This window comes from Myxococcales bacterium (genome assembly GCA_012517325.1).
Lineage (GTDB): Bacteria > Lernaellota > Lernaellaia > Lernaellales > Lernaellaceae > JAAYVF01.
Map to the genome: position 1 here is coordinate 1 of JAAYVF010000069.1, position 23473 is coordinate 23473.

Sequence of the window (23473 nt, forward strand, 5' to 3'; positions counted from 1 at the left end):
GCGGCCGGCGTGGGCGCTTCCGCGGCCGGCGCTTTGGCCCGGGCGGTCCGCTTGGCCGGCGCGGGTTTGGCGGCGGGCGTCGTGGCGGTGAAGATGTCGTCGAAGCCCTTCGATTTCTTATCGGTCATCGGCTTGCCCCTCCTTCGATGCGCGCGAGCACTTCGCTCGTCAATAGTTCAAAATCCGTCGTGCCTTTGCCGTTCCGGCTGGCTTCGTATTCGTAGATGGTCTGCGACCTGCTGGGCGCGCTTTTCTGCCGCGTGTTGATGCGGATGCGCGCCTGGAAAACCTGGTCGCCGAACTTTTCCCGCAAGGTCTGTTCGACCTGGAAGGTGATCGCCTCCCGCCGGTCGTACATGGTGATGAGATACCCCAGGATGCTCAATTCCTGGTGCAGCTTCTGTTGCACCTTGCCGATGGTTTCGAGCAGGAATTTCAGGCCGAGCAGCGGCAGGTATTCGCACGAAATGGGCACCAGCACGTAGTCGGCAGCGACCAGCGCGTTGACCGTCAGCAGGCCGAGGTACGGCCCGTTGTCGATCAGCACGTAGTCGTAGCCGATTTTTTCCAGCGGGGCCAGGATGTTGCGCAGATACCGCTCGCGGCCCATCTGCGAAGCCAGGTTGAGGTCGGCGTTGGCCAGCGATTCGCCGGCCGGAACCAGGAACAGGTTTTCCTGCTTGGTCGGCACGATGATCGCGGACAGTTCGCCCTCGTCCAACAGCACCTCGCAAATGCCCGTTTCGTTCTCTTCCAGGCGGCGATGCAGAATCTGCGTGGCGTTGGCCTGGCTGTCGAGATCCACCACCAGCACCTTGCGGCCGTTCCGCGCCAGTCCGGCGCCCAGGTTGACGGCCACGGTCGTCTTGCCGACGCCGCCCTTTTGATTGGCGATCGCAATGGTTTTCATCGTTATCCCGCGCCTGTTGAAACTCGTTAGAGCTAACATCGCCCGTCGCGCGTTGTCAAATCGCGACGCCCGCTCTGGCGGCCGCGAATCGCGCCGAAAAATGGACTGGGCCGCCACGATAAAAGGTTTCGCGCCAGGCGGGATTCGAACCCACGACCTACGGATTAGAAGTCCGTTGCTCTATCCGGCTGAGCTACTGGCGCAGGGAGCGAGGCGAAACTAACACGGTTCCCCGCATGGGAAAAGAGGAGCGGGGGGATTCCGAGCCTTGCCTTTTCACGGTTGCGGACAAGCATTTTTTCATGGTATGCAATCCGCGCAATTCAACATTGAAACGGGAGTAATCGATGAAGAGACTTCTTATGTTGGCGATTTTTGCATTGCTGTTTGCCGGAATCGGCGTGGCGCTTTCTTGCGGCGATGACGATGACGACGACAACGATGTTGCCGACGACGATACCGGCGATGACGATACCGGTGACGACGATGCCGCCGACGATGATGCGGCGGACGACGACGCCGCCGACGATGACGACGACAACGACGACAATGACGATGACGATCAGGAAACGTGGACCGATCCCACTACCGGCTTGAATTGGTTGGTGAATCCCTCCGCCAGCCCGCTGGACTGGGCCGGCGCGGCTTCCTATTGCGACGCCCAGACCGTGAACGGCGGCGGCTGGCGCCTGCCCACCGTTTCGGAACTACGCACCCTGATTCGCGGTTGCGCCTCGACCATCACCGACGGCACTTGCGGCGTGACCGACGAATGCACCGAACTCGACTGCTATGACGACACCTGCTACGCCTGCGGGGAGGGCGAAGGCCCGACCGAAGGTTGCTACGGCCCCGCCGAACTGCCGGCCGAATGCGGTTGGTATTGGTCGGCCACCGAAATGGCCGGAAGCACCAGCGATCTCGTGTGGGGCGTCGACTTCAACGAGGGCGATCTGGCTTTTGATTCCATGTATTCCACGCGTATGACGCGTTGCGTGCAATTGCTCCAAAAATAACGGTCGCGAGCCATTTTCGCGAAATAAACACGAGCCGCGCGTACGGCAGCCGTTAGCGCATTTGCCGTAATCGTGCTATGCCTGGGTTCGGTGAATTTTCACACCGGATCGGGTGAGCGCGATGAATAAACTCCACTTTATTTTCCTGCTGGCGATGCTGGCTTTGCTGTGCGGCTGGTCCTTTTCCTGTTCGGAAGACGACGATGCCGATTCTGCTCAAGACCAATCCGACGACGACGATAATGACAACGATGACGACAACGACAACAACGACGTTTCGCCATCCGATGACGACGACGACAATGACGATAACGATGATGACGACAACGACAACGACAACGACAATGACGACAATGACAACGATACCTCGCCGATCGCCTACGAATACACCATCAAGGTCGATAATCTGCCGATGACCGACGTCACGAACCGGCTCGATCTGTTCGTCGAGCACGGTCTTTCAATGATGCTCAACGTGCGCCCCTGGGATATCACTCCTGATCTGCTGACCTTGCTGGCGGCGGCGCGTGAGGCGGGCGTGCCGGTCATCATCTGGCCGCTGCTGGATTGGAACGACGGTTCATGGGGTTGCGAGGACACGTTGGACGCGTTCATCGAAAACGCCTTGCTGGTGGCCGATTACATCCAGCCGCAGGCGGAAGCCATTCATCAGTTCGCTATCAACATGGAACTGGGCCACCCGGAAATCGACGAGTTATACGAGTACTTCGCCAACGGTGACTGGGACGCGGCGATTCAGCTTTTACTCGACAACCGCGATCAGGCGCGCTTCGCCGCCAGCCTGGCGAAGGTGGAATACCTGATCGAGGAACTGGCGGCGCGGGGCTTCAGCGCGATGGTGTCGACCTATCCCTTCATTCTCGACGACCTGATCGACGGCGATCCCGACATTCAGGACATCGCCGACATCCCAATGTCCGGCGCGGAATGGGCGCGCTGGGCTTTCAACCCCTACACGACGGAATACGGGGCCAACCTGGGCCTGCCGTTGGGCGCGGACATGGTTTACGAATACGCCCACGACGCGATCGAGCGCTGCGGAACGGACGTCGAGATCACCGTGGGCATCGTCAGCGCCGACCCGGATGTCGGCTACGATTCGGTCGAGGCGTTCGCCGCCGATATCGCCGCCGCGAAGGCGGGCGGTGCCCGGCGCATCGGCGTCTACAACCTGCCGGGACTGCTATCCATGGACGACCCGGAGGCTTGGATCGCTGCGTTGGAAACGCCCCCGACGACACCGCCGGCCGAGCCGATCGTCGGCTTGTTGCGCTCCGGCGTCCGGTTCGTCGATCGGTTGCTCGACGCTATTCCTTAGAGGAGGGGGGCCATGCACAAACAGGTTTTGTGGTTGATCCCGGCGGTGTTGGCCGCCTGTCTGACGGCATGGCTGGTCGGATGCGCCGCGACGCCGGCGCCGGCCTCCGGGTACTTCATCCATCAAAGCGCGGCCGGAGCGAATTGCCGTTCCTGCCATCCCGACTTGAAAGCGGATCAGAAGCCGGCGATGCACGACGACCGTTTTTTACGCCGGCACGCTTCGTATTCGCACGATCCGACTTGCGCGTTCTGTCACGGCCGCAACGCTTGCGCGAGTTGTCATCCCCAGAAAAAAGACGAACCGCCCAAGGCGCCGGACCCGCGCCGGTTGATTCCACGGCGCTGAACCAATCAGCTATTGGCCTTGAAGTAGTCGCACTGGTCGGCGACCGGGCAGGCCGGACAGACCGGTTGGCGGGCTTTGCAGACGCGGCGCCCGTGAAAAATCATCACGTGCGAAAGCAACGTCCATTCCTTTTGCGGGATCAGTTCCATCAAGTCGAATTCGACCTTCACCGGATCGTCGTTTTGCGTCAGGCCGATTCGCCGGGTGACGCGGCCGACGTGCGTATCGACGACGATGCCGGGAACGTCGAAGGCGTTGCCGAGGATGACGTTGGCGGTTTTACGGCCGACGCCGGGGAGGGTCACCAGCGTTTCGAGGTCGCGCGGCATCTCGCCGCGGTATTTTTCGATGATTTCCCGCGCCGCGCCCTGGATCGATTTCGCCTTGTTGCGGAAAAAGCCGGTCGAGCGGATGTCGTTTTCCAATTCGCTCAACGGCACGGCCAGGTAGTCGGTCGGCCGGCGGTACTTTTGAAACAGCTCCTTGGTGATCAGATTCACCCGCACGTCGGTGCATTGCGCCGAGAGGATCGTCGCGACGAGCAATTCGAACGGATTGGAAAAATCGAGCTCGATCCGGGCGTCCGGGTGCTGTTTTTTCAGCCGCCGGTAAACTTCCACGGCCTTTTTCCTCAAATCCACGGTCATTGCTTCCTCCGGGTGAAATATTCGGCCAGCCGGGCGGCCGGCCAACAGGTCGGCACGTCTTCCTTCGTCAGCCCGCCCTTGCGCGCGGTGCCGACACCGTAGGCGATGTCGTCGAGGCCCGCGGGCGTGTGGGCGTCGGGGCAGATCGGAATCGGAATCCCCAGTTCACGGGCTCGGCGATGGTGCCGCCAATCCAGGTCGAGCCGGTGTGGGTTGGCGTTGATTTCGACGGCCACGCCGCAGCGCGCCGCCGCGTCCAGCACCGCCGGTAGATTCACCGCGTAGCCGTCGCGCGACAATAGCAACCGACCGGTCGGGTGGCCGAGGATGGTCGTATACGGATTTTCCAGCGCCGCGACGATCCGCCGGGTCATTTCCTCCTCGCCGAGATTGAAACGGCTGTGCACCGAGGCGATGACGAAATCGAAGGCGGCCAGTTCCCGCTCGTCGTAGTCGAGACGCCCGTCGGCCAGGATGTCGGATTCGATGCCCTTGAAGATAATAAATGGCGCCAATTCCTCGTTCAGGGCGTCGATTTCGTCGTGCTGGCGTTTGAGGTCGTCGGGCTTGAGGCCGCCGGCGTAAGCGGCGCTTTGCGAATGATCGGTCACGCCGAGGTAATGATAGCCGCGGTCGCGCACGAGCAGCGCCAGTTGGCGCAGGGTCAACTGGCCGTCCGAGTAAGTGGTGTGCGCGTGCAGCACACCTTGCACGTCCGCGTCATCAACCAGCGCCGGAAAATCGCCGCGCGCGGCCCGCTCGATCTCGCCGAGGCCTTCGCGCAGTTCCGGCGGCACGAAATGCAAACCCAGGCGGCGATAAAGATCCGTTTCGTCGCGCAAGGGCAGCGGCGCGTCGTTTTCAAACAAGCCGTATTCGGAGAGCTTGCGGTTCTGGTCTTTGGCCAGCGAGCGCAGTTGGGTGTTGTGTTCCTTCGAGCCGGTGAAGTGGACCCACGCCGCCGCGTACTGGGTTTCGTCGACCACCCGCAAATCGACCGCGATGCCGCCGGCGAGCACGACCGACGACTTGGTTTCGCCGTGGCCGGTGATTTGGGCGACCCCGGGGGTATTCACGAACGCTTCCATCAGCCGCGCCGGTTGGGAAGAGGCGGCCAGCAGATCGATGTCTTTGACGATTTCCTTGCGCCGGCGCAACGAACCGCCGATCGCCAGGCGTTCGGCCAGCCCCGTCGCCCGCAGATGCGCCAGCAGTTCGTCGGCGATGCGGCGCGCGGTCGAATAGAGAAACAGTCCGCTGAACCGGCGCAGGCGTTCGATCCCGGCCAGGATGTTTTCCTGCGACTTGGCGCCGAAACCGGCCACTTTCAGCAGGTGGTTTTCGCGGCAGGCTTCCTCCAGGTCGCCGACCGATTGGATGCCCAGTTCCTGGTGCAGGGTGCGGATTTTTTTTGCGCCGAGGCCGGGTATCCGCAACATTTCCAGCAGGCCGGCCGGAAAAGCGGCGCGCAGTTCGTTCAGGTAGGCGATTTCACCCGTCCGCTGCAACTCGTCGATTTTTTCGGCGAGGCCCTTGCCGATGCCTTTGATCTCGCCGGCCAGCGAACGCGCCGCCAGATCGGCCAGCCCGAGTTCGCCGCTCTGCACGATCCGGGCGGCATTGGCATAAGCGCGGCCCTTGAAGGGATTTTCGCCCATCAGATCGAGCAATACGGCGATTTCCTCGAAAGCCGTCGTCAAATCTTTCAGCGTCGCCATGTCGCTCCCGTGAAGGTTGATGGGTCGATGATAGGAAAGAAAGGGGACGCTGACCAGCGGGCGGCGCTTTTTAAAGCGAGTCGCCTTGGGTGTAGCAGCAATTGACGCGGTAATTGCAGCCCCGGGCGCACCCCGTCATGCTCTCGCGGAGGCGGGCGGCGGCGGGCGACCGCCACAGCTCGCCCGGGTCGTCCGCGATGGTGCCCAACGCCCCGTGGTGATCGCAAAACGTGACCGCCCCGTCGGCCGTCACCAGCAGGTGGTCGCGGGCGACGCGGCACGGTTGATCGGCGAAGAAGCCGCGCGGATCGCGAAAATAGCCGCGCCAGAGCGCGAACTGCGCCGCTGGATTGTTGATCGGCCAGCCGTCGCTCTTCATTTGTTCCAGTTCGTCGAGCGCGGCCAGCACCGCGGCCAGCGTTTGCGGATCGCGCGGCCAGAGCGGGTCGCGGTCGAAAAACTCCCACGACCAAGGCACGGCCAACGGCGGGATGATCGCCTGGAAGTGGATCGTTTCCAGCCGGTAGGCACCGGACAGGCGGCGCACCAATTCGGGCAGTTCGGCGGCGCCGGCGGCGCTGACGAGCGCCACGGCCCGGAGCGGCAGGGCGGAATGCCGCGAGGCATATTCCAGCATGTCGCACAAACCCTGGTAGAGGCCGGGAGCGTCGCGCAGGCGGTCGTGCGTTTCGCCGAGGCCGTGAAAGGAAAAAATCAGCGAACCCAGCCCGGCGGCTTCCAGTTGCGCCAGCCGTTCGACGGTCAGCAGGATGCCGTTGGTGTTCAGGCGAGGTTCGAATCCTTCTTTCGCCAGGGCGCGGATCATCACGTCCAGGTCGTCGCGCAACAGCGGCTCGCCGCCGGTCAGGGTGATGACGCGCGGCCGGGGCAGCCAGCGGGCGAGACGTTCGAAGAACCGCAACCAGGAATCGGTGTCGGGTTCGCGTAGATTCGCCAGGTTGCTTTGGCACATCCGGCAGTTGAGGTTGCAGCGCGCGGTCACGCACAGATTGACGAACCACGGCAGATCGTCCGGCGGTCGCTCGTAACAGCGGCGTGGTGCGGTCACCGGTCTCCTCCCGCTTGGGGCGGCAGGGCGGCCGAATAAAGCGGATACAGGTTGACGATGACGTACGCGCTTTTACCGGTCGGATCGAAGCCCGGCGGCAAATTCAACCGGACCCCGTCCAGCTTGCCGGTGCCGGTCGCCGATTTTTCGAGGTTCGTTCCGTATTGAAGATCGATCGCCGCGAAATTCTCGTCGTCCACGACGAGGATCACCGGCAATTGTTCGGCGGCCGGCAGGTCGTTCGGTTGGAACGACGCTTCCAGATAGCCGCCGCCGAGGGTGCCGCCCGTGGCGTGATAGGTCAGCTCGTCGATGGCCAATCCCGCCGGCCGAAGGCCTTCGCCGCCCGTTTGCGGCGCCAGAAGCGCGGTGCCGTTGACGATCATCTTGCCGCTGTCCGGCGAGCAGAGCCCCAGGAGATTCAGGGCAAAGCCGAAAAATTCGATTTCGGCGCAGGTCACCTCGTCATAGATGTTGAGGTTGTCGGCGGTCAGATCCGGGGCCAAAAGGCCGCTGAGCCGAAACAGATCCATCGCGATCGACACCCCGGTGATGTCGAGCCGAAATCCCTCGCCGCCGAAGGCGAAATACGAATCGCGGTACTCGCCGTTCAGGCCGAAAATGCTCTTGGTGTCCACGTTCACGTGCGGCGACAGGCCGGGCGTGCCTTCCACCGTCAGCAGGATGGCTTTCTTGCGGGCCGGGTCGATCGCCACCGTGCCGAGCAGGAAGTTGTAGCTGTCGAAGCCGATCTGGTTGAAGGTCGTCAGCATCGGCGGCTGCGGCGCGGCCATCCGGCGCAGGAGCAGAGTGGTCGCCTGATCCTCGGTGACAGTCAGCGGCAACGGATGCCCGGTCGGCGCGGCCGTGCTGAAGGTAAAAGTGCGTTGGAAAGAACCGCCGACTTCACCGCCGAACAAACGATTGCCCAGCCGCCAGCCGCCGGTGAGGTACTGGCCGGAAATCGCGACGGTCATGGCGGTGTTCAGCGGCAGCGGCTCTTCCGGAATGACACTGAGGAAATTGCCGTCGGCCGAGACCTCGACCCGGTGCGCGACGTTCGGCGTCAGGGTCAGGTCGAGAGTGGAGGATTTCACGCGGGCGCGCACGGTTTCGCCGTTTTTACGCACGACCAGGCGGAAGGTGAGAACCTCGGTCGGCGCCGGCGCGGTTTCGATTTCCGCGACCGAGGAACCGCCGTTCGTGTAGAAGTACAGAAACGCGCCATGGTCGGGAATCGCCTCGTCGGGTGAGGTGTCGCAGCGGGAATCGGCGTTGTTATCGCAATAGCCGAACGGCACGAACACCACCGCGCCCGCTTCGCCGCCGATGACGATGCCCTGTTTGTCGATGGCCGGCGAGCCGTTCAGATCGTTGCGGTCGCCGGTGGTGGTGTCGAACGACCAGGCTTTTTTACCGTCGGGCCGCAGCGCGTACAATTTCCCGTCGCCGCAACCGAAGTACAGGTTGCCGTCGCCGTCGACAGCCGCCGAACTGCGGATCGGATCGAGCGTGTCGAACGACCACCGTAACGTGCCGTCCGGGTTGATCGCGTACATTGTGCCGTCGGCCGAGCCGATGTAGATCGTGCCGTCCGCGGCGATCGCCGGCGAGGCGTAAAAATGATCGCGAGCCGCGAATTTCCAGCGCGGCTTGCCGGTCGCAGCGTCGTAGGCGTGCAGGTAACCGTCGAACGAACCGACGTAAACCGTTGCGCGATCATCCGACAGTGCGGGCGAACCGGCGACCGGCCCCAGGGTCAGCGCCCGCCAGGCCCGTTTGCCCGCGGCGGTGACCGACCGGAACAGCAGGTCGTTCGAGCCGAAAAAGAGCCGGCCGTTTAGGCCGAACGCGGGGCAGGACCAGATCTGATCGCCGGTGGCGTATGTCCAGTCGATCCGGCCGTCGAGCGATATGCAGTACATCCGCCGGTCGTCGTTGCCCGCGTACAGGCGCCCGTCGGGGCCCATCGCGGCGTGGCCTTCCCACCAGGTGAGATAACCCTGATCGCCCAGGGCGGAAAGCCGCCATATTTCCTCGCCCGTCGCGGTCAGGGCGTGGATGTAACCGTCACCGCCGGGCACGTAGATCGTGCCGTCGGCCCCGAGCACGGCGGTGGAGTCGACCAGTTCGGTCATGGCGAAACGCCACTTTTCGGTGCCGTCGGGATTGATCGCGTAAAAATTGGTGTCGGCCGAGCCGATGTAAACGGTGCCGTCCTCGTCGAGGATCGGTTCGTGGAACATCCCCTTGGCGGTCTGGAAAAACCAGGGTTCGCGATCGTTGGGCGTCGGCACGATCGGGCTGCGGCCGCTGTGGGTGCTGGTGCGCCGGTGTTCCGGCCAGGGCGAAGTCGCCTTCACCGGCACGTCGTAATCGTATTCCTCGGGCGGCGGGCTCAGGTCGTTATCGTCATTGTCGTCGTCATCAGCGCCGCCGGCGTCGTCATCGGCGGTAGCGTCGCCGTCGTTTTCGCAAGCGATCAGCACACCCGTCGTCCATACAATCAGCAGCCATAAAAACAGGAGGTTTCTATTTTTCATGGATAACTCCGCCGATGGCTATCTTCATCGGCAGAATAGTGGAGGGGCCGGCGAGCGGCAACCCGGGAGAATATCCGCTTGACGCGGGACGGCAAAACCGCTAAATACAGCCGTCCCGAGACACCGCCGGGCGGGTGTCGCCGATCTTTACAGCAAGGCGCAATATTTCTATAAAGAAACCGAATGACAGTGGGCCGTTAGCTCAGCTGGAAGAGCGCTGCCTTCGCAAGGCAGAGGTCGGCAGTTCGAATCTGCTACGGTCCATTTTTTTATTGCCCCCTTAGCTCAGTGGATTAGAGCATCGGACTCCGGATCCGAGTGCGCTGGTTCGATTCCAGCAGGGGGCGAATCTTTTCAGGGCCGCGCCGAGGCGGTCTTTTTCTTTTTAAACACCAAATGATGTCGGCCGCCGAACGCTCAACGCGGCGGATGCTTATAGAAACCCTCGAGAAAAACCTCGACCAGCGTTTGAAACCGCGTTTCGAATGGTGCTTGCTCAACGCCGAGCAGGGCGCGGTCTTTCGGTGTCATGGTGATTTCCAGCAGGATCGCGCCGTGGATGCCGGCCCAGAGCGTCGCCGCCACCAGGCCCGGATCGGTGTACTTTTCCTTCAGACGGCCTTCGCGAATGCTTTCGGCCATCAGCGTCGTCAGCACGTGCAGCGTTTCGCGTTCCAGCGGCGGGCGTTCGTATTTGCGCAGTTCGATGTCCTGTTCCGCCCAGGCGGGCGGCGGCACGAGCAGCAAGCGGTAATGGTTCGGGTGGGCGATGCCCCACGAGGCGTAACGCCGAGCCATTTCGATCACCCGCTGCAGCGGATCGCCGACTTCGGCACACTCCAGCAGAAACGCCCGCAGGTCATCGGAATCCTTGCGAATGATTTCCATCACCAGCGCTTGTTTGTCTTGGAAGAATTGGTAGATGAACCCCGGTGAATATTCGATTTTTTGGGCGATCTTCCGCAGGGTGACCGCCTCGTAGCCGTCCCGCACGAACATCTCGCGCGCGACGTTCATGATCCGTTCGGTCATTTCCGCGCGCTCACGCTCCCGGCGCAATTCGGAAACGGATGGTTGACTTTTCGGTCGGCTTTGGTCCATAATCGCCCTCTGAACAGTGTTCAGATTATACACAGTGTATAAGTGCCTGACAATAAGAAAATTTTTTCGAGGACGGACGACCATGCCAGCGAACAAAGTTCCCAAAACCGGCTTCGCCATTTCCGAATATCACGATACCCGCGAGGTTTATCGCCGACTGGCGAAATTGACCGCGCAACCCGTGCGGCGGCTGAAGAAAAGCGCCTTGGAAGCCTACCTGCGCCAATACGAGGAGCATTGTAAGAAATCCAAGGCGATGACCGAGGAAGCCAAGCAATACATTCCCGGCGGCGTCCAGCACAACCTGGCGTTCAGTTATCCGTTTCCGCTTGTGTTTCCGCGGGCCGAAGGCGCCTATCTCTATGACCTGGACGGCAACCGCTACATCGATTTTCTGCAGGGCGGCGGGCCGACCGTGCTGGGCAGCAACCCGCCGGTGATCCGCGAGCAGGTGGAAGAGTTGCTGCGCGCGACCGGGCCGGTGACCGGGCTGTTCCACGAATACGAATTGAAGCTGGCCAAGTTCATCGCCGAGCGTTTTCCGAGCGTGGAAATGTTCCGCATGCTGGGCAGCGGCACCGAGTCGTGCATGGCGGCGATCCGGCTGGCCCGCGTCGCCACCGGAAAAAAGCAGATCGTGAAGATGGGCGGTGCCTATCACGGCTGGAGCGATCAGTTGTCCTACGGCATGCGGATCCCCGGCACACGCGGTTTCCTGTCGCATGGCATTCCCTACTATATTTTTTACCGGACCCACGAGGTTTATCCGAACGACATCGACGCGCTGAAGCGGCGGCTCCAGTTTAACCAGTTGCGCGGCGGCACGGCGGCGGTGCTGGTCGAGCCGGTCGGCCCCGAAAGCGGCACGCGGCCGGTGGACAAGGATTACAACGCCAAGGTGCGCGAATTGTGCGACCGCTACGGCGCGCTGCTGGTTTTCGACGAGGTCGTGACGGGTTTTCGGCTGGGGATGAGCGGCGCGCAGGGCTACTTCGGCATCAAGCCGGACCTCACCGTTTTCGGCAAGGCGGTGACGGGCGGCTATCCGTCGGCCGGCGGCCTGGGCGGGCGGCGCGAACTAATGGAGCTGCTGGCGGGCGGCATCGGCGGCAAGGCGATCAAGAAAAAAGTCCACGTCGGCGGCACGCTGGCGGCGAACCCGCTAAGCTGCGCGGCGGGCTATTTCACCCTGATGGAAATGGAGCGCACCAACGCGCCCGAGGTCGCGGGCCGGGCCGGCGATCGCCTGACCAAGGGTTTGCAGGCGCTGATCGATAAATACCGCCTGCCGTACGTGGCCTACAATCAAGGCTCCATCTGCCACTTGGAAACGACGGGCGTGATGCTGTTGGACATCAAACTGACGAAAATCAAATCGCTCCTGGAGGAAATCAACCTCCGGACCCAGCTCATGCAGGAGATCGGCGCGGCCTACATGGCCGAGGGCCTGATCACGCTGGCCGGCAGCCGCATGTACACCAGCGCCGCCTGCACCAACGCCATCATAGACGACGCCCTGGCGCGGTTCGAACGCGTCTTCCAGAACATCGAGGGCGTGTAGGAGGAGACGAACCATGTCGCTGACCGAACAAGAAGCACGCCTGTTGGTGCGCGACGGCGGCATCAAGTTGTTGCGCGAGGGGCTCGTCGCGCGGACGTGGGGCAACGTCAGTTGTCGCCTGGACGAGGAACGCTTCGTCATCACCCCCAGCGGCCGGGCCTACGAGGAGCTGACGCCCGAGGACATGGTCGTGGTGAATCTGCTCACCGGCCAGTACGGGGGCGACATCCGGCCCTCGGCCGAGCGCAAACTGCATGCGGCGATTTACCGCGAGCGCCCGGACGTGGGCGGGGTGATCCACACGCATCAGACCAACGCGTCGGTCGTCGCGGCGGCGCGGCGCGAGATTCCGCCGATCCTCGACGATCAGGTGCAACTTCTCGGCCCGTCCGTCCGGTGCGCGGATTACGCGCTGCCCTCTACCATGAAAACGGTGCGCGCTTGCCTGAAGGCGCTGAAGGGGCGTAACGCCGCGCTGATGGCCAACCACGGCGCGGTGTGCGTGGGGACGACGCTCGACGACGCCTTCGCGGCGTGCCTGGTGCTCGAAAAAACCTGCAAGGCGTTCATCGAGGCGGAGTTTCTCGGCGGCGCCAAAAGTATTAACGTGTTCGAGGCGCACTTGATGCACCAATACTATTTGCGCCTGTATTCCAAGCAAAACGCGAAAAACCGCCGGGACTGACGCGGCGGAAGGATGCCGAACCGTTGAAAAAGAAAGCCAGTCAGGCGGCGGAATACGTTCTGGCGATCGATCTGGGCACCTCCGGATGCAAGGCGGCGATCGTCGACTATTTTGGAACGGTTCACGCCTGGGAATTCCGCGGGGTGGAGACCATCCTGCCGCCCGGAGGCGGGGCGGAACAGGATCCCGAGGCCTGGTGGCGGGCGATCACCGCCGCCTGCCGGGCCGTCGTCAAGCAAGGCGTCGTTCCCGCCGGGGCCATCGCGGCGATCTGCGCCAACACCCAGGGCGAGGGCACGGTGCCGGTGGACCGGGACGGCAAGCCGCTCGGCAACGCCATTTTGTGGATGGATACCCGCGGCGCGGCGCTGGTCCGCAAACGGATGAGCGGGTTGGTGAACGTCTCGGGCTATTCTCCCGAAAAGATCGTGCAGTACATCTGGCTGACGGGCGGCGCGCCGTCGCTCACCGGCAAGGACCCCGTGGGCCACATGTTGCTGATCAAACAGCAACAGCCGGACATTTACCGCCGGACCCACAAGTTTTTAAATGTCCTGGACTACGTCAACTTCAGATTGACCGGGCGGCTGGTTTCGACCTTCGATTCCATCGCCACCTCGTGGCTGACCGACAACCGCTCGCCCGACCGCGTGAAGATCGATCCGCGGCTGTGCGCGCTCATCGGCATTCCGCCCGAGAAAATCCCCGCGCCCGTGCCGTGCACCGAAATATTAGGCGGCGTCGCGCCGGATTTCGCGCGGGAGGTCGGCCTTGCGCCGGCCACGCCGGTGGTCGCGGGCGCGATCGACGCCACGGCCGCCGCCGTGGGGGCCGGCACGATCGGCGACGGCGACACGCATCTTTACCTGGGCACCTCGAACTGGTTCGCCGCGCACGTGCCTTTCAAGAAGACCGATCTGCTGTCCGCCATCGCTTCGCTGCCGTGCGCCGTGCCCGGGAAGTACCTGATGATCGCGTTGCAAGCCACCGCGTGCGGCAACCTGACGTTCCTGCGCGACAACCTCCTGTTCCATCGCGATCTGCTTTACCGGGATGAAACGCCGGCGACGTTTTATCAAATCCTCGACCGCCTGGCCGAATCCGCGCCGCCGGGGGCTCACGGCCTGCTTTACACGCCGTGGATTTACGGCGAACGCGCGCCGGTTGAAAACCAGTCGATCCGCGCCGGTTTCCACAACCTGTCACTCGAACACACGCGTCCCGATCTGATCCGCGCCGTGTTCGAAGGCGTGGCGCTCAACGTTCGTTGGCTGCTGAAGCCGGTCGAAAAATTCCTGGGCCGGCGCTGCCTCTCGATCGCGGCCGTGGGCGGCGGCGCCAAATCCGCCGTTTGGTGCCAGATCTTCGCCGATGTTCTGGATCGTCAGATTCGGCAGGTGCGCAACCCGATCGAGGCCAACGTGCGCGGTTCGGCGTTCATCGCCGCCGCCGCCCTCGGCCGGATTCGGTTCGACGAAATCCCCCAGCGGGTGGCGATCCAGGCGACGTACGATCCGCAACCGCAAAACCGCCGAGTCTACGATCTGCACTTCGCGGAATTCACCAACCTGTATCAGGCCGAAAAGGGCATCCACCAGCGCCTCAACGCCTTCCACCACCGCGGGCGGTAGAACGGCGATCGACCGCAAACAGATGAGCATCGAACCCGTAGGGTCTTCACTGGAGTCTGAAAACACTATCGAGTGGGACGAAAATTAGAAATTCAATAAATGTCGACACGCAAGGCCCAGTAGGAAAAGAGCGATCGCCACGACAATTCCCCAAATCCATCGTTTCTTTTGCGTTTTTCCGGTTTGGGTAATTTTATTTATTATCTTTTCCGTAGGGAAGGGCTGTTCTTTTTTTATCTTTTCCAATAAATCATGATGGCTTTGAATGCTTTGATTGATGGTAAATAAATTGGTTGTTAGCGTCTCATAACGATAAATCAAATCTTCGCCTTTGGTGCAATCCTCTTGGATCCTCGCACTTTCCTTTTTTAAGTCTTCCAATTGTTTGATAAAGTGATCGTATTGATTGAAAGCGGTTTTTTCCTGATCGCTCAATACGGACAGAATGTGTGTGATTGAATATTTTGATATATAGTTAGAATAGGTCTTGTTGATGCTGCTAATGATCAAGTTATAGGAATGATAGCAAATGTGGTAGAGCTCTTTTTGTATTTTTTCAAATTCTTCAAGCCAAATACGATTCGGTTCCTCCTCCAGGTGCACTCCGTACTTTTCAAATCCATAATCCCCAGTCAATAGGGTCATCAGTGAATCAAGGACATTGGCCAATTTTCGTGCGTTACCCAACGAAAAATAATGCGGGTTGAACGACACTGCTTTGTTGGACATGGATTGGACAGTGCCTAAAAGTTGTTTTGTGTGGTAATATAAATGAATGATATTGGAAAAAGATTTCTTTTGTTCATCGGAAGGAATAGAAAATTTCTCGCGTTGCTTCATCCGTCTATTTCTCGACATCCAAAAGTGGAAGTTTAAAGTATGGCTATTAATTAAATGAGGTACCAAATAACCAGTGCAAACAGGGTGTTGTTACTTTGGTGATTCGACTGTATGTTCGTGTTCTGGGCTATCGGTATCTAATGTTTTAACGGCATCACCGTTTTTAGGGAGTTGTTCTTTCTTCAGAGTGCGTCTGATTTCAGTCAAATCCAGCAATTCCGCGAGCGGCCGTTTGTTCAGTTCGTCGGCGGACTTGCCGGTGATTTTTTCTGCAATCGAACTCATCCGCGCATCTCCCTCTCTATTATAAACATCGGTTTATCGCGCCTCAAACTTTAGTAATATTAGCACTTTACGAATACCAAAGCGACGCCTGGCCGACGAGAAAACAGGATGCCCGAAATGCGAGTAAATTCGTACCACTGTTTTCAACTTTCTCGCTACCTTCCCGCCCCTGCACACTTTTTATGGTAACTCGTTGCACGAAAAAATCAAGATAATAATTTCACTTCATCAAGGATAACAATAGGATATAAAAGAAATATAACGTGTATTTATAATTAATCGCCGCAAAATGCTGTAATATAAGAGAAAAAATAGAAACGCTGAATGAGCGCTCAATCAACCATGGCGAAAAATAGCACAGTGAAAATGTATTTGGCAAGGTTTTTTTAACCAAATGTTGTTTTAAATGGTTGTAGCAAGGATGAAATCAGCGTGACGTGTATTCATCCATACCGATGTCCCAGCCGTTGCCCACGGGACGGAGTTCGCTGTCCCAATCCCGGTCGTCCAGGTTGCCGTCGTACCAGGGCGTCGGGTCGACCCCGGTGTCGATGCAGGGGCTGCCGGCGGTCAGATGATAATCCCCGTTGGCGAAATCCGCGAAGGCCGGATCGGCGCTGATGTTGCCGGAGGCCTCCTCGCATCCGAGCCATTCGCAGGCGTTGACGTCGGCGGCCGTCATCTCCGAGTTCACCAAGGCAAGGGCGTCGCTGCTCCAGAGATCGTTATTGAGCAGATAGACCGAGCTGGAAACCACGTCGACGGCTTCATCACCGTTTTCGTCGAAATAAACGATGTTGTTGATCATGGTCAGCGTGCTGCCGTCGACCGCGACCCCGTAGTCCGAACCCTCACCGTTGTTGACGATGGTATTGCCGAGGAGATTCAACCGGCTGTCGCGCCAGACGTAAATACCGAAGGAAGTGCCGCTCGACGTGCCGCCGTTCAGCACGCAGTTGACCAGGGTCAGATTGGCTTCGAACATGACGTAAACCGCCGCCGTCAGCGCGGCGTTGCCGCCGTTGATGGTCAGCCAGGAAAGGGCGACGGACTTTTCGTGGGCATAGTTGGTGATGTAGACCCCGATGTCGGTGGCGGCGTTGATCCGCGTCGGCCCTTTGCCGCCGCGTTCCCAGGTTTCGTCACTGTAACCGCCGTGAATGGATACTTTCGTTTCGATGTATTCGGTGTAGTCGCCGACCGCGACGAAGACGGGCAGGTTCGAGGCTTGGGCGACCTCGACGCCGGCGTCGATCGTTTTCATCGGTGCTTCCATGGTGCCCGGATTCAGATCGTCGCCGCTGGGCGCCACGAAAATGCCGGTGTCGTTCGCGGGGATCAAATCCGCGCCGTCGCAGTCCTCGTCGATATCGTCGGTGGGCAGTTCCGCCGCGTCGGGGTTGGTCAGAAAGTCGGCATCGTTGCAATCGGTATGGTCATCGACCCATCCTTCCGGACAGGTGTCTGCCTGGAAGTCCTGATCAACCTCGGCATCGCCGAAGCCGTCGGAATCGTAGTCCCGATAACAGGCAATTTGATTGTCGTCGTTGTCATTATCGTCGTCGTCATCGTCGCCGGCGTCGTTGTCATCGTCGCCGTTGTCGTCGTCGGACGCGTCGTTATCGTCATTGTCGTCGTTATCATCGTCATCGTCGTCGCAGGCGCAGCCGGCGAGGGTCGTCAGCACGGCAAGAAGTGAAGCCGCAAAGACCATAAGCCAATATAGATTCCTCATTTTTGCCTTTTTTGGCAGCCCGAGGAAATAATTCATGGTTGGCGATATTCAAGATTGCTCAGGATTGAAACCGTTGCCGCTTTTTCTTTTATATCAAAAAGGTTCTTTGCGTTGCAGCCTTTGCTTGCGGGAAAATAAATCACCTATTCAAGTCAATAATATCGCTCAATAATTTAATGCCGGCGTATTTGTATCTGTTCGTTATTTGGTTTATCATTTATGAAGTTTCGTTTAATATTTGAGGGACAGGATTCGCAGAAGGGGAAATGACCATGCAGCGCAGGCTTTATTTGACCATATTGCTGTTGTTGTCGCTCGCACTGGGACTGGCGACGATAAGCGGTTGCCGCGGCGATGGCGATGACAACGACGATGACTCCTCGCCCGCGGACGACGACGATGATGACGACGACAATGACGATAACAACGACGATAACGATAATGATGACAACGACGATAATGACGATAACGATGACGACGATAACGATGACAACGACGACAACGACACTCCGGTGACGACGGCAGGCTTTGCGTATATTCCGGCGGGTGATTTCTACATGGGCAGTCCCGAATCCGAAACCGGCCATCGGTCGAACGAGGTCCGGCATCTGGTCACGCTTTCCCGCCATTTCGAAATGAAAAACACCGAGGTGAGCCAGGGCGAGTTTCTGGACGTCATGGATTTCAACCCCAGCCACTTCCCCAACTTCGGCGCGGATGAAACCTTGCCCGTCGAAACAGTGAGCTGGTTCGACGCGCTGGCCTACACCAACCGTCTTTCCGAAGATTTGCAGTACGCCCCTTGCTACGTGCTGGCCGAGATCATCTGCACCGATGAAACGGCCGGCGACACGCAAACCTACTGCGCGGAACATGGCGGCATCGCCGACGCCGCCGTCACCCTGAACGGCGAGGATTCCGTTTACGAGTGCGAAGGTTTCCGGCTACCGACCGAGGCCGAATGGGAATACGCGGCCCGCGCCGGAACGACGACCGCCACTTATGCCGGCGACCCGACGCTGATCACCTGCGAGCCGGTCGATCCGCTGCTGGATGGGATCGCCTGGTATTGCGGCAACTCCAAGAAGCAGACCCACCCGACCGGTAGCGGCAAAGCGGCCAACGATTGGGGTTTGTTCGATATGCTCGGCAACGTCGCCGAATGGACCTGGGATTGGTATCAAAACGATCTAGGCGGCGCGGCGACCGACCCGGAAGGGCCGAGCGACGGCCATTTCCGCGTCGTGCGCAGCACACCATACCGCTGGCTGGGGGCGGCGCGGACGCGGGCCGCCTATCGCACCGGCCACACGCCCGATTACCGGCTTCACCTGATCGGCCTCCGGCCCGTGCGCACTTTGCCCGCGGATGCCCCGCGGCTAATGCCTTCTCCCGTCCTCGCGGCGCCGATCGCGGTATCCTTGCCGAAGGCGGCGACCGACTGGCCCGATGAACTGCCGTTCGCGTTCACCCGGCCGGCGGTCGGCGATCCGCTGACGCCCGAGGAGATTTCAACCTTCACGGAAGCCGTCACTAATTTTTATGCGACCAGCCAATTCTTCCCCCGCATGTTGTGGGTCGGCCACGGGATGAGCGAGGACAACGGGCAGGGCTGGCCCGACTACAAATTGCAGGTTCAGGACGTGACGTTGACCAAGAGCGAAGGCGTGGTGACCTTCACCCACACCGGCCCGTCCGACAACCTGATGATCAGCACCGGCCGGTTGTTCAACAACGTGGCCGCGCTCTACCTGGCTTCCGGCGACGCCACGATGCGCCGGATTCTGGTCACCCATTCGAAAGGCATCAAGGCCTTGATCCAGGGCATGACCTTTACCGCCGACGATCCGGAGCCTTTTCTGATGCCGCGCACGCCGTTCCCTGCCAATCACGCCTATACCGAGGAGGGCGGCCGACAGATCGTCGTCAATTACGACCCGGTCAAGCAGTACCGGTTCGATTGGAACGGGTGGACGATCCCCAACGATTACAATCCGTATTTCGGCCCGATGTGGATCCGCAACATGCGCAGCAAGGATGACGTGCCGCACATCTATCGCACGATTCCCTTGCTGATGCGTCTTTCGACCGACGCCCCCGACCAGGATGTCCGCGACGCCGCGGCCGAGGCGCTGGAATACCTGGTCGGCTTCACCCGCGATATCGTCGAGACCGGTTATTACATCCGCACCAAGGACGAATGGGGCAATACGTTCATCCCGATGAACATGGACTATCCCTTCCTGGTCAACGACCTGGCGACATTCGAACTCTACACTGATCTGGTGCCCAGCGCCGAATGCGATCCGCGTTTGGCATCGGCGTTGATCGCCTACGGCGAGCCGCTGGGAGTCGATTGCGGCAACGGCATCGGCTGGATTTACGAGGTCATCGCGGCCTATCAGCATTACTTCAATTGGGCGATCATTCGCTATTTCCACATCGCGGCCGCGCACCAGGCTTTGATGACGGGAAACAACGACATCGCTTACGACTTGCTGACGGGCCTGACGCGTCGCGCCGACGACATGATGGAAGGCTTCGGCAACTGGGAAAACAGCCTCGACTACGTGCCGGATCAGGCGGCGTTTTTGCTGGCCGCGGCGACCGTGGGGTTGCCGCTGACCGATGCAGAGGCGCGGTTGATCCAGGAGCAATACACAACGGCCGTCACCCATTACTCCGCCTGGGCTTATTGGGATCCGTGGGATCCTTCGGTCCCCGACGGCGAGATTCCTTTCCGGCCGGATCGCGCGATTTCACCCGAGGAACGGGCCGTGCGGTGGGAGGATATGTCGTTCCTGCTGGAATATTGCTATTCGCCGTTCCGCAATCCGGCGGGCGCCCAAGTAGTGGATTGCGACGTGATTCTCGATCCGGAGCAGTGGTAAACCGGGGCGCTGGGCAAGGCTGAAAGAAGGTTTGTCCGTCTGTCGTTTCTCTTGCATTCTTTTCTCATTCTACCGGAACGGCTGAAAGCCGGCCGGACGCAGCGGAAAAAAGAAAATTCGTTGCATTCGGCGATCGGTGTATGGTAGTTAAAAAGAGACGCGCTGCCGGGATGGTGGGATGTAGGATAGGGGAGGATAACAAACCATCCGGCAGCGCGGTGGGTTCCTGAAAACGCCGTCAAGGGTCGATGACAATCTTGGAAGAAATTCGCCGTTGTAACGCTAAGTTGTAAAATCACTCGACGGCGTCATCGTTTTCTTTCCTGCTCACAATATAATCATCGGTCGGTTGGTGTATAGAGCATTAGAAAAATTATGGGCCGATTTGCACATTCAATTGTAAAGTACGCTTATCTAAATAATACTCATTATCGACGTTATTTTGCCTGAATCCCGAATCGGTCGAAAATGGATGAAACAGAATAACGTCGCAGCCGTTTTGTCGAATTGATTCAAATCTCGTGAGCTTTCATTGAGATAGGTAAACCTTGCCTGCCGGCGGGTGGTCAACTTTGCCGACGAAAAAAGAAGTTCTCACGCGCAACGAGCTGAAAAACAGCGACTGTCAAAAAAATGTCAGGCAGGAAACTATTTTCAAGCGGCGGCATTTTGACGTGGGAGGTGATTAGGCGAATCGGTCTAAATACATATAAAACCAAATAGATAGGCTGTTTTTTTGTTTTGACTTGAGTGCCGAAGATTAAAATCTCGCTTGATTTCCCAAGTATAAACGCCCAATCTGTCGGAAGTTTGGCGTTTTAATTGGCTTTTGACCGCTGCTTTTTCTCGTCAAATCCTTGTCGAACGAATGCGAAAATGTAAAAAAACAATAAAAACAATAGGATAGGTGCATTTCTATTTCCTTTTCGCATTTTGGCATATTAATTGAACATATATCGAACCGTCTCATGATGCAAAGGCTTATGGTTCGTTATTCGGCGAATCAAAAACGCTATTTATATGCTCAGGAGGATGACATGAAACGGTTGATTTGGGTGGCGATTTTCATGGCGGTCGCTTTGATCGCCGGTTGCGGGGAGGATGTTGCCACGAGCCCCGAATCTTCCCTTGACGAGTTGACCGCGGAAGAGGCGGCGAAAATCGCACCGGACCTCGAAGACGCTTTGCTGGCCGACGGACTGGTGGACATCATCGTCCAGGCCGATCCGCAAACGATCTTCGAAAAGGAAATCAGCCCGGCCGCTCAGCAACGGCTGTTGGATCCGGCGGTCATCTGGAAAGCCAGCCTCGACGGCGCGGTGATCTGGAAATTTACTCCCGAGCAGGCGGTCATTTGGAAAATGAGCTTCGACCGCGCAGTGATTTGGAAGCTGGTCGACAAGCTCAACGCTTCCGGATACGCGATCGACGAAGTATTCGACTCGATTCACGCCTTCAAACTGACGGCGGACCGCGCCGTGGTGCGGGATTTGGTGAAGCTGGACGAAGTGTCCTACATCACTCCCGACCGCGACGTTCAGGTTTCGTCGCTTAGTCTGACCAACAGCACCCTGGGCATGGATATGGTGCAGGTGCGGACCAACGCCACGAACTTTAACGGCCTGACGGGCGAAGGCGTGGCGGTAGCGGTCGTCGATTCCGGCATTGACGCCACCCAGGGCGATTTCGGCGGCGCCAGCGGCAGCCGGATCGTGGCCGTGAAGAACTTCTCCACCGAAGGCACGATCACAAACGTCGCCGACAACTACGGTCACGGCACCCACGTCGCCGGTTTGATCGCCGGCAACGGCCGCGATTCCTACATCAAGGGTTACAACACGACCTTCGAAGGCGTCGCTCCCGAGGCCAAGCTGGTCGTGGCCAAGGTTTTGAAGAGCGACGGCTCGGGTTCGGTCAGCAGCGTCATTTCGGCGTTGCAGTGGATCCTGTCGATTCGCTCGACCTACAACATCCGCGTCGCCAATCTGTCGCTCGGCCTGCCGCCGATGGATCCGTGGTCGCTCGATCCGCTTTGCCAGGCCGTGGAAAACGCGGTGGCCAACGGTTTGCTGGTCGTGGTCGCGGCCGGAAATTACGGCTATTACAACGGCAAGACGCTGTACGGCGTCGTCGCCTCGCCGGGCATCACGCCCTCAGCGGTCACCGTCGGCGCCAGCGATAGCCGGGACACCGTGTTGCGGCAGCAGGATCCGAACGGCCACAACGACAACGTGGCGTTCTTCAGCTCGCGCGGCCCGACGGCCTGGAACGGTCTGGCGAAGCCCGATTTGCTCGCCCCGGGCGTCGAGGTCATCGCCCCCTTGGCCGACGGCAGCACCCTGGCCGCCTCCTATCCGAACCGGATCGTCGATGCTTGCACGTACGGTGGCACGCCGTGCGGCCGCGCCAACGCCGACTACTTCAAAATGAGCGGTACCAGCATGGCCGCTCCGCTCGTCGCGGGCACCGCGGCGTTGCTCTTGCAGGCCAATCCTTCCCTGACCGTCAACGCGACCAAGGCCATACTGATGCTGACGGCCGAACCGCTCTTCTACGAGACGAGCCCGGCTTCCTGCTATACCAACGAAAACTGGCGCAACGACGCGAATTGCCGGGCGATTCCGGCGATCGAACAGGGCTCCGGCCTGCTCAACGTGCCGGGCGCCTCGTTCCTGGCTCTATCCGTCCGACAGGACACCAACCTGCTGCACGCGGGCGACACTTGGTTGTTGGACGAGAGCGTCGAACCGATCACCGTCTTCTCTTCGACCGGTGACGAAGTGATTTGGAGTCAAGGGTTGGCCTGGACGGGCATCACCGTCTCGGGCGAAAACCTCTACAATCTGTTCCAAGGTTCTTATCAGCCGGGCGTAGTTTGGGGGACCGGTTTGGCCTGGACCGGCATCGTAATCGGTACCGACCCAGTGTTCACCCCGATTATCCGCAGCCTCTGGGCTTCTTCCTTCGTTTCGCCGCAAAGCCTGGACGGCAACAATCGGGTACTGGGCGGTTACACGTACGATTGGGAAGCCACTCCCGATTATTCCAATCAGTCGGATGAGTGGTTCCCGCAAGGCTGAACCCGCAACCCGGGATTCGCCCGAATCCCGGTCGATTGCCTGACGGTCGGTCCGAGCCGCTCGGACCGGCCTTT

Annotated in this window: 17 protein-coding genes and 3 tRNA genes; 10 read left to right on the forward strand and 10 right to left on the reverse strand. The window is 59.7% G+C overall.

Annotated elements, in window-relative coordinates; translation table 11 throughout:
- Nucleotides 1–124: 124 nt before the first annotated feature.
- Both GX444_12040 and GX444_12045 read right to left on the reverse strand, forming a co-directional pair.
- The gene (locus GX444_12040) at nucleotides 125–910 is read right to left on the reverse strand and encodes a ParA family protein (protein NLH49314.1); all 786 of its coding nucleotides are present in this window, start codon (nucleotides 908–910) and stop codon (nucleotides 125–127) included.
- A 129-nt stretch (nucleotides 911–1039) separates the two neighbouring features.
- Nucleotides 1040–1113 (reverse strand) — tRNA-Arg (locus GX444_12045).
- Nucleotides 1114–1257: 144 nt separating this feature from the next.
- Between GX444_12045 and GX444_12050 the strand changes: the two genes are divergently transcribed.
- The 3 genes from GX444_12050 (at nucleotide 1258) to GX444_12060 (ending at nucleotide 3613) form a co-directional block, all read left to right on the forward strand.
- Nucleotides 1258–1926: a DUF1566 domain-containing protein gene (locus GX444_12050; protein NLH49315.1), complete on the forward strand. Its 669-nt coding sequence runs from the start codon at nucleotides 1258–1260 to the stop codon at nucleotides 1924–1926.
- 121 nt (nucleotides 1927–2047) lie between these two features.
- Complete coding sequence (locus tag GX444_12055) at nucleotides 2048–3265, forward strand: hypothetical protein (protein NLH49316.1); 1218 nt, start codon at nucleotides 2048–2050, stop codon at nucleotides 3263–3265.
- Between the two features lie 12 nt (nucleotides 3266–3277).
- Complete coding sequence (locus tag GX444_12060; protein NLH49317.1) at nucleotides 3278–3613, forward strand: hypothetical protein; 336 nt, start codon at nucleotides 3278–3280, stop codon at nucleotides 3611–3613.
- A gap of 5 nt (nucleotides 3614–3618) precedes the next feature.
- Here GX444_12060 and nth read toward each other — a convergent pair whose 3' ends face one another.
- The 4 genes from nth to GX444_12080 form a co-directional block, all read right to left on the reverse strand.
- On the reverse strand, nucleotides 3619–4260 hold the full coding sequence (gene nth, locus GX444_12065; GenBank protein ID NLH49318.1) for an endonuclease III: 642 nt from the start codon (nucleotides 4258–4260) through the stop codon (nucleotides 3619–3621).
- Complete coding sequence (gene polX / locus GX444_12070) at nucleotides 4257–5978, reverse strand: DNA polymerase/3'-5' exonuclease PolX (protein ID NLH49319.1); 1722 nt, start codon at nucleotides 5976–5978, stop codon at nucleotides 4257–4259. The genes nth and polX overlap by 4 nt, the downstream gene beginning before the upstream one ends.
- Nucleotides 5979–6048: 70 nt before the next feature.
- Nucleotides 6049–7047, reverse strand: coding sequence for a radical SAM protein (locus GX444_12075; GenBank protein NLH49320.1), 999 nt, complete (start codon nucleotides 7045–7047; stop codon nucleotides 6049–6051).
- Nucleotides 7044–9590 (reverse strand): PQQ-like beta-propeller repeat protein, encoded by a 2547-nt coding sequence (locus tag GX444_12080; protein ID NLH49321.1) that lies wholly within the window; start codon nucleotides 9588–9590, stop codon nucleotides 7044–7046. Before GX444_12080 ends, GX444_12075 begins: the two co-directional genes overlap by 4 nt.
- A gap of 191 nt (nucleotides 9591–9781) precedes the next feature.
- On the opposite strand from GX444_12080, the gene GX444_12085 reads away from it, so the two are divergent.
- Both GX444_12085 and GX444_12090 read left to right on the forward strand, forming a co-directional pair.
- Nucleotides 9782–9854 (forward strand) — tRNA-Ala (locus GX444_12085).
- Between the two features lie 10 nt (nucleotides 9855–9864).
- Nucleotides 9865–9937 (forward strand) — tRNA-Arg (locus GX444_12090).
- A 70-nt stretch (nucleotides 9938–10007) separates the two neighbouring features.
- Here the strand turns inward: GX444_12090 and GX444_12095 are convergent.
- Entirely contained in the window at nucleotides 10008–10622 is a 615-nt protein-coding gene (locus tag GX444_12095) for a TetR/AcrR family transcriptional regulator (protein ID NLH49322.1), read from the reverse strand.
- A gap of 151 nt (nucleotides 10623–10773) precedes the next feature.
- Here GX444_12095 and GX444_12100 point away from each other — a divergent pair, with 151 nt between their 5' ends.
- From GX444_12100 to GX444_12110, 3 genes are read left to right on the forward strand one after another with little or no spacing between them, the layout of a single operon-like run.
- Nucleotides 10774–12252, forward strand: a complete 1479-nt coding sequence (locus GX444_12100) for an aminotransferase class III-fold pyridoxal phosphate-dependent enzyme (protein ID NLH49323.1) — start codon at nucleotides 10774–10776, stop codon at nucleotides 12250–12252.
- Nucleotides 12253–12265: 13 nt separating this feature from the next.
- Complete coding sequence (locus tag GX444_12105) at nucleotides 12266–12937, forward strand: class II aldolase/adducin family protein (GenBank protein NLH49324.1); 672 nt, start codon at nucleotides 12266–12268, stop codon at nucleotides 12935–12937.
- Nucleotides 12938–12960: 23 nt separating this feature from the next.
- Nucleotides 12961–14568 carry a xylulose kinase gene (locus GX444_12110; protein NLH49325.1) on the forward strand — a complete coding sequence of 536 codons (1608 nt, stop codon included), beginning with the start codon at nucleotides 12961–12963 and terminating at the stop codon, nucleotides 14566–14568.
- 84 nt (nucleotides 14569–14652) lie between these two features.
- Here the strand turns inward: GX444_12110 and GX444_12115 are convergent, their stop codons facing one another.
- From GX444_12115 to GX444_12125, 3 genes are all read right to left on the reverse strand, one after another.
- Nucleotides 14653–15408 carry a YiiG family protein gene (locus tag GX444_12115; protein ID NLH49326.1) on the reverse strand — a complete coding sequence of 252 codons (756 nt, stop codon included), beginning with the start codon at nucleotides 15406–15408 and terminating at the stop codon, nucleotides 14653–14655.
- A gap of 90 nt (nucleotides 15409–15498) precedes the next feature.
- Complete coding sequence (locus GX444_12120) at nucleotides 15499–15693, reverse strand: hypothetical protein (GenBank protein NLH49327.1); 195 nt, start codon at nucleotides 15691–15693, stop codon at nucleotides 15499–15501.
- Nucleotides 15694–16120: 427 nt separating this feature from the next.
- Nucleotides 16121–17428, reverse strand: a complete 1308-nt coding sequence (locus GX444_12125) for a hypothetical protein (GenBank protein NLH49328.1) — start codon at nucleotides 17426–17428, stop codon at nucleotides 16121–16123.
- Between the two features lie 272 nt (nucleotides 17429–17700).
- Between GX444_12125 and GX444_12130 the strand changes: the two genes are divergently transcribed.
- Both GX444_12130 and GX444_12135 read left to right on the forward strand, forming a co-directional pair.
- On the forward strand, nucleotides 17701–20319 hold the full coding sequence (locus GX444_12130; GenBank protein ID NLH49329.1) for an SUMF1/EgtB/PvdO family nonheme iron enzyme: 2619 nt from the start codon (nucleotides 17701–17703) through the stop codon (nucleotides 20317–20319).
- 1037 nt (nucleotides 20320–21356) lie between these two features.
- Nucleotides 21357–23399 (forward strand): S8 family peptidase, encoded by a 2043-nt coding sequence (locus tag GX444_12135; GenBank protein ID NLH49330.1) that lies wholly within the window; start codon nucleotides 21357–21359, stop codon nucleotides 23397–23399.
- Nucleotides 23400–23473 lie beyond the last annotated feature (74 nt).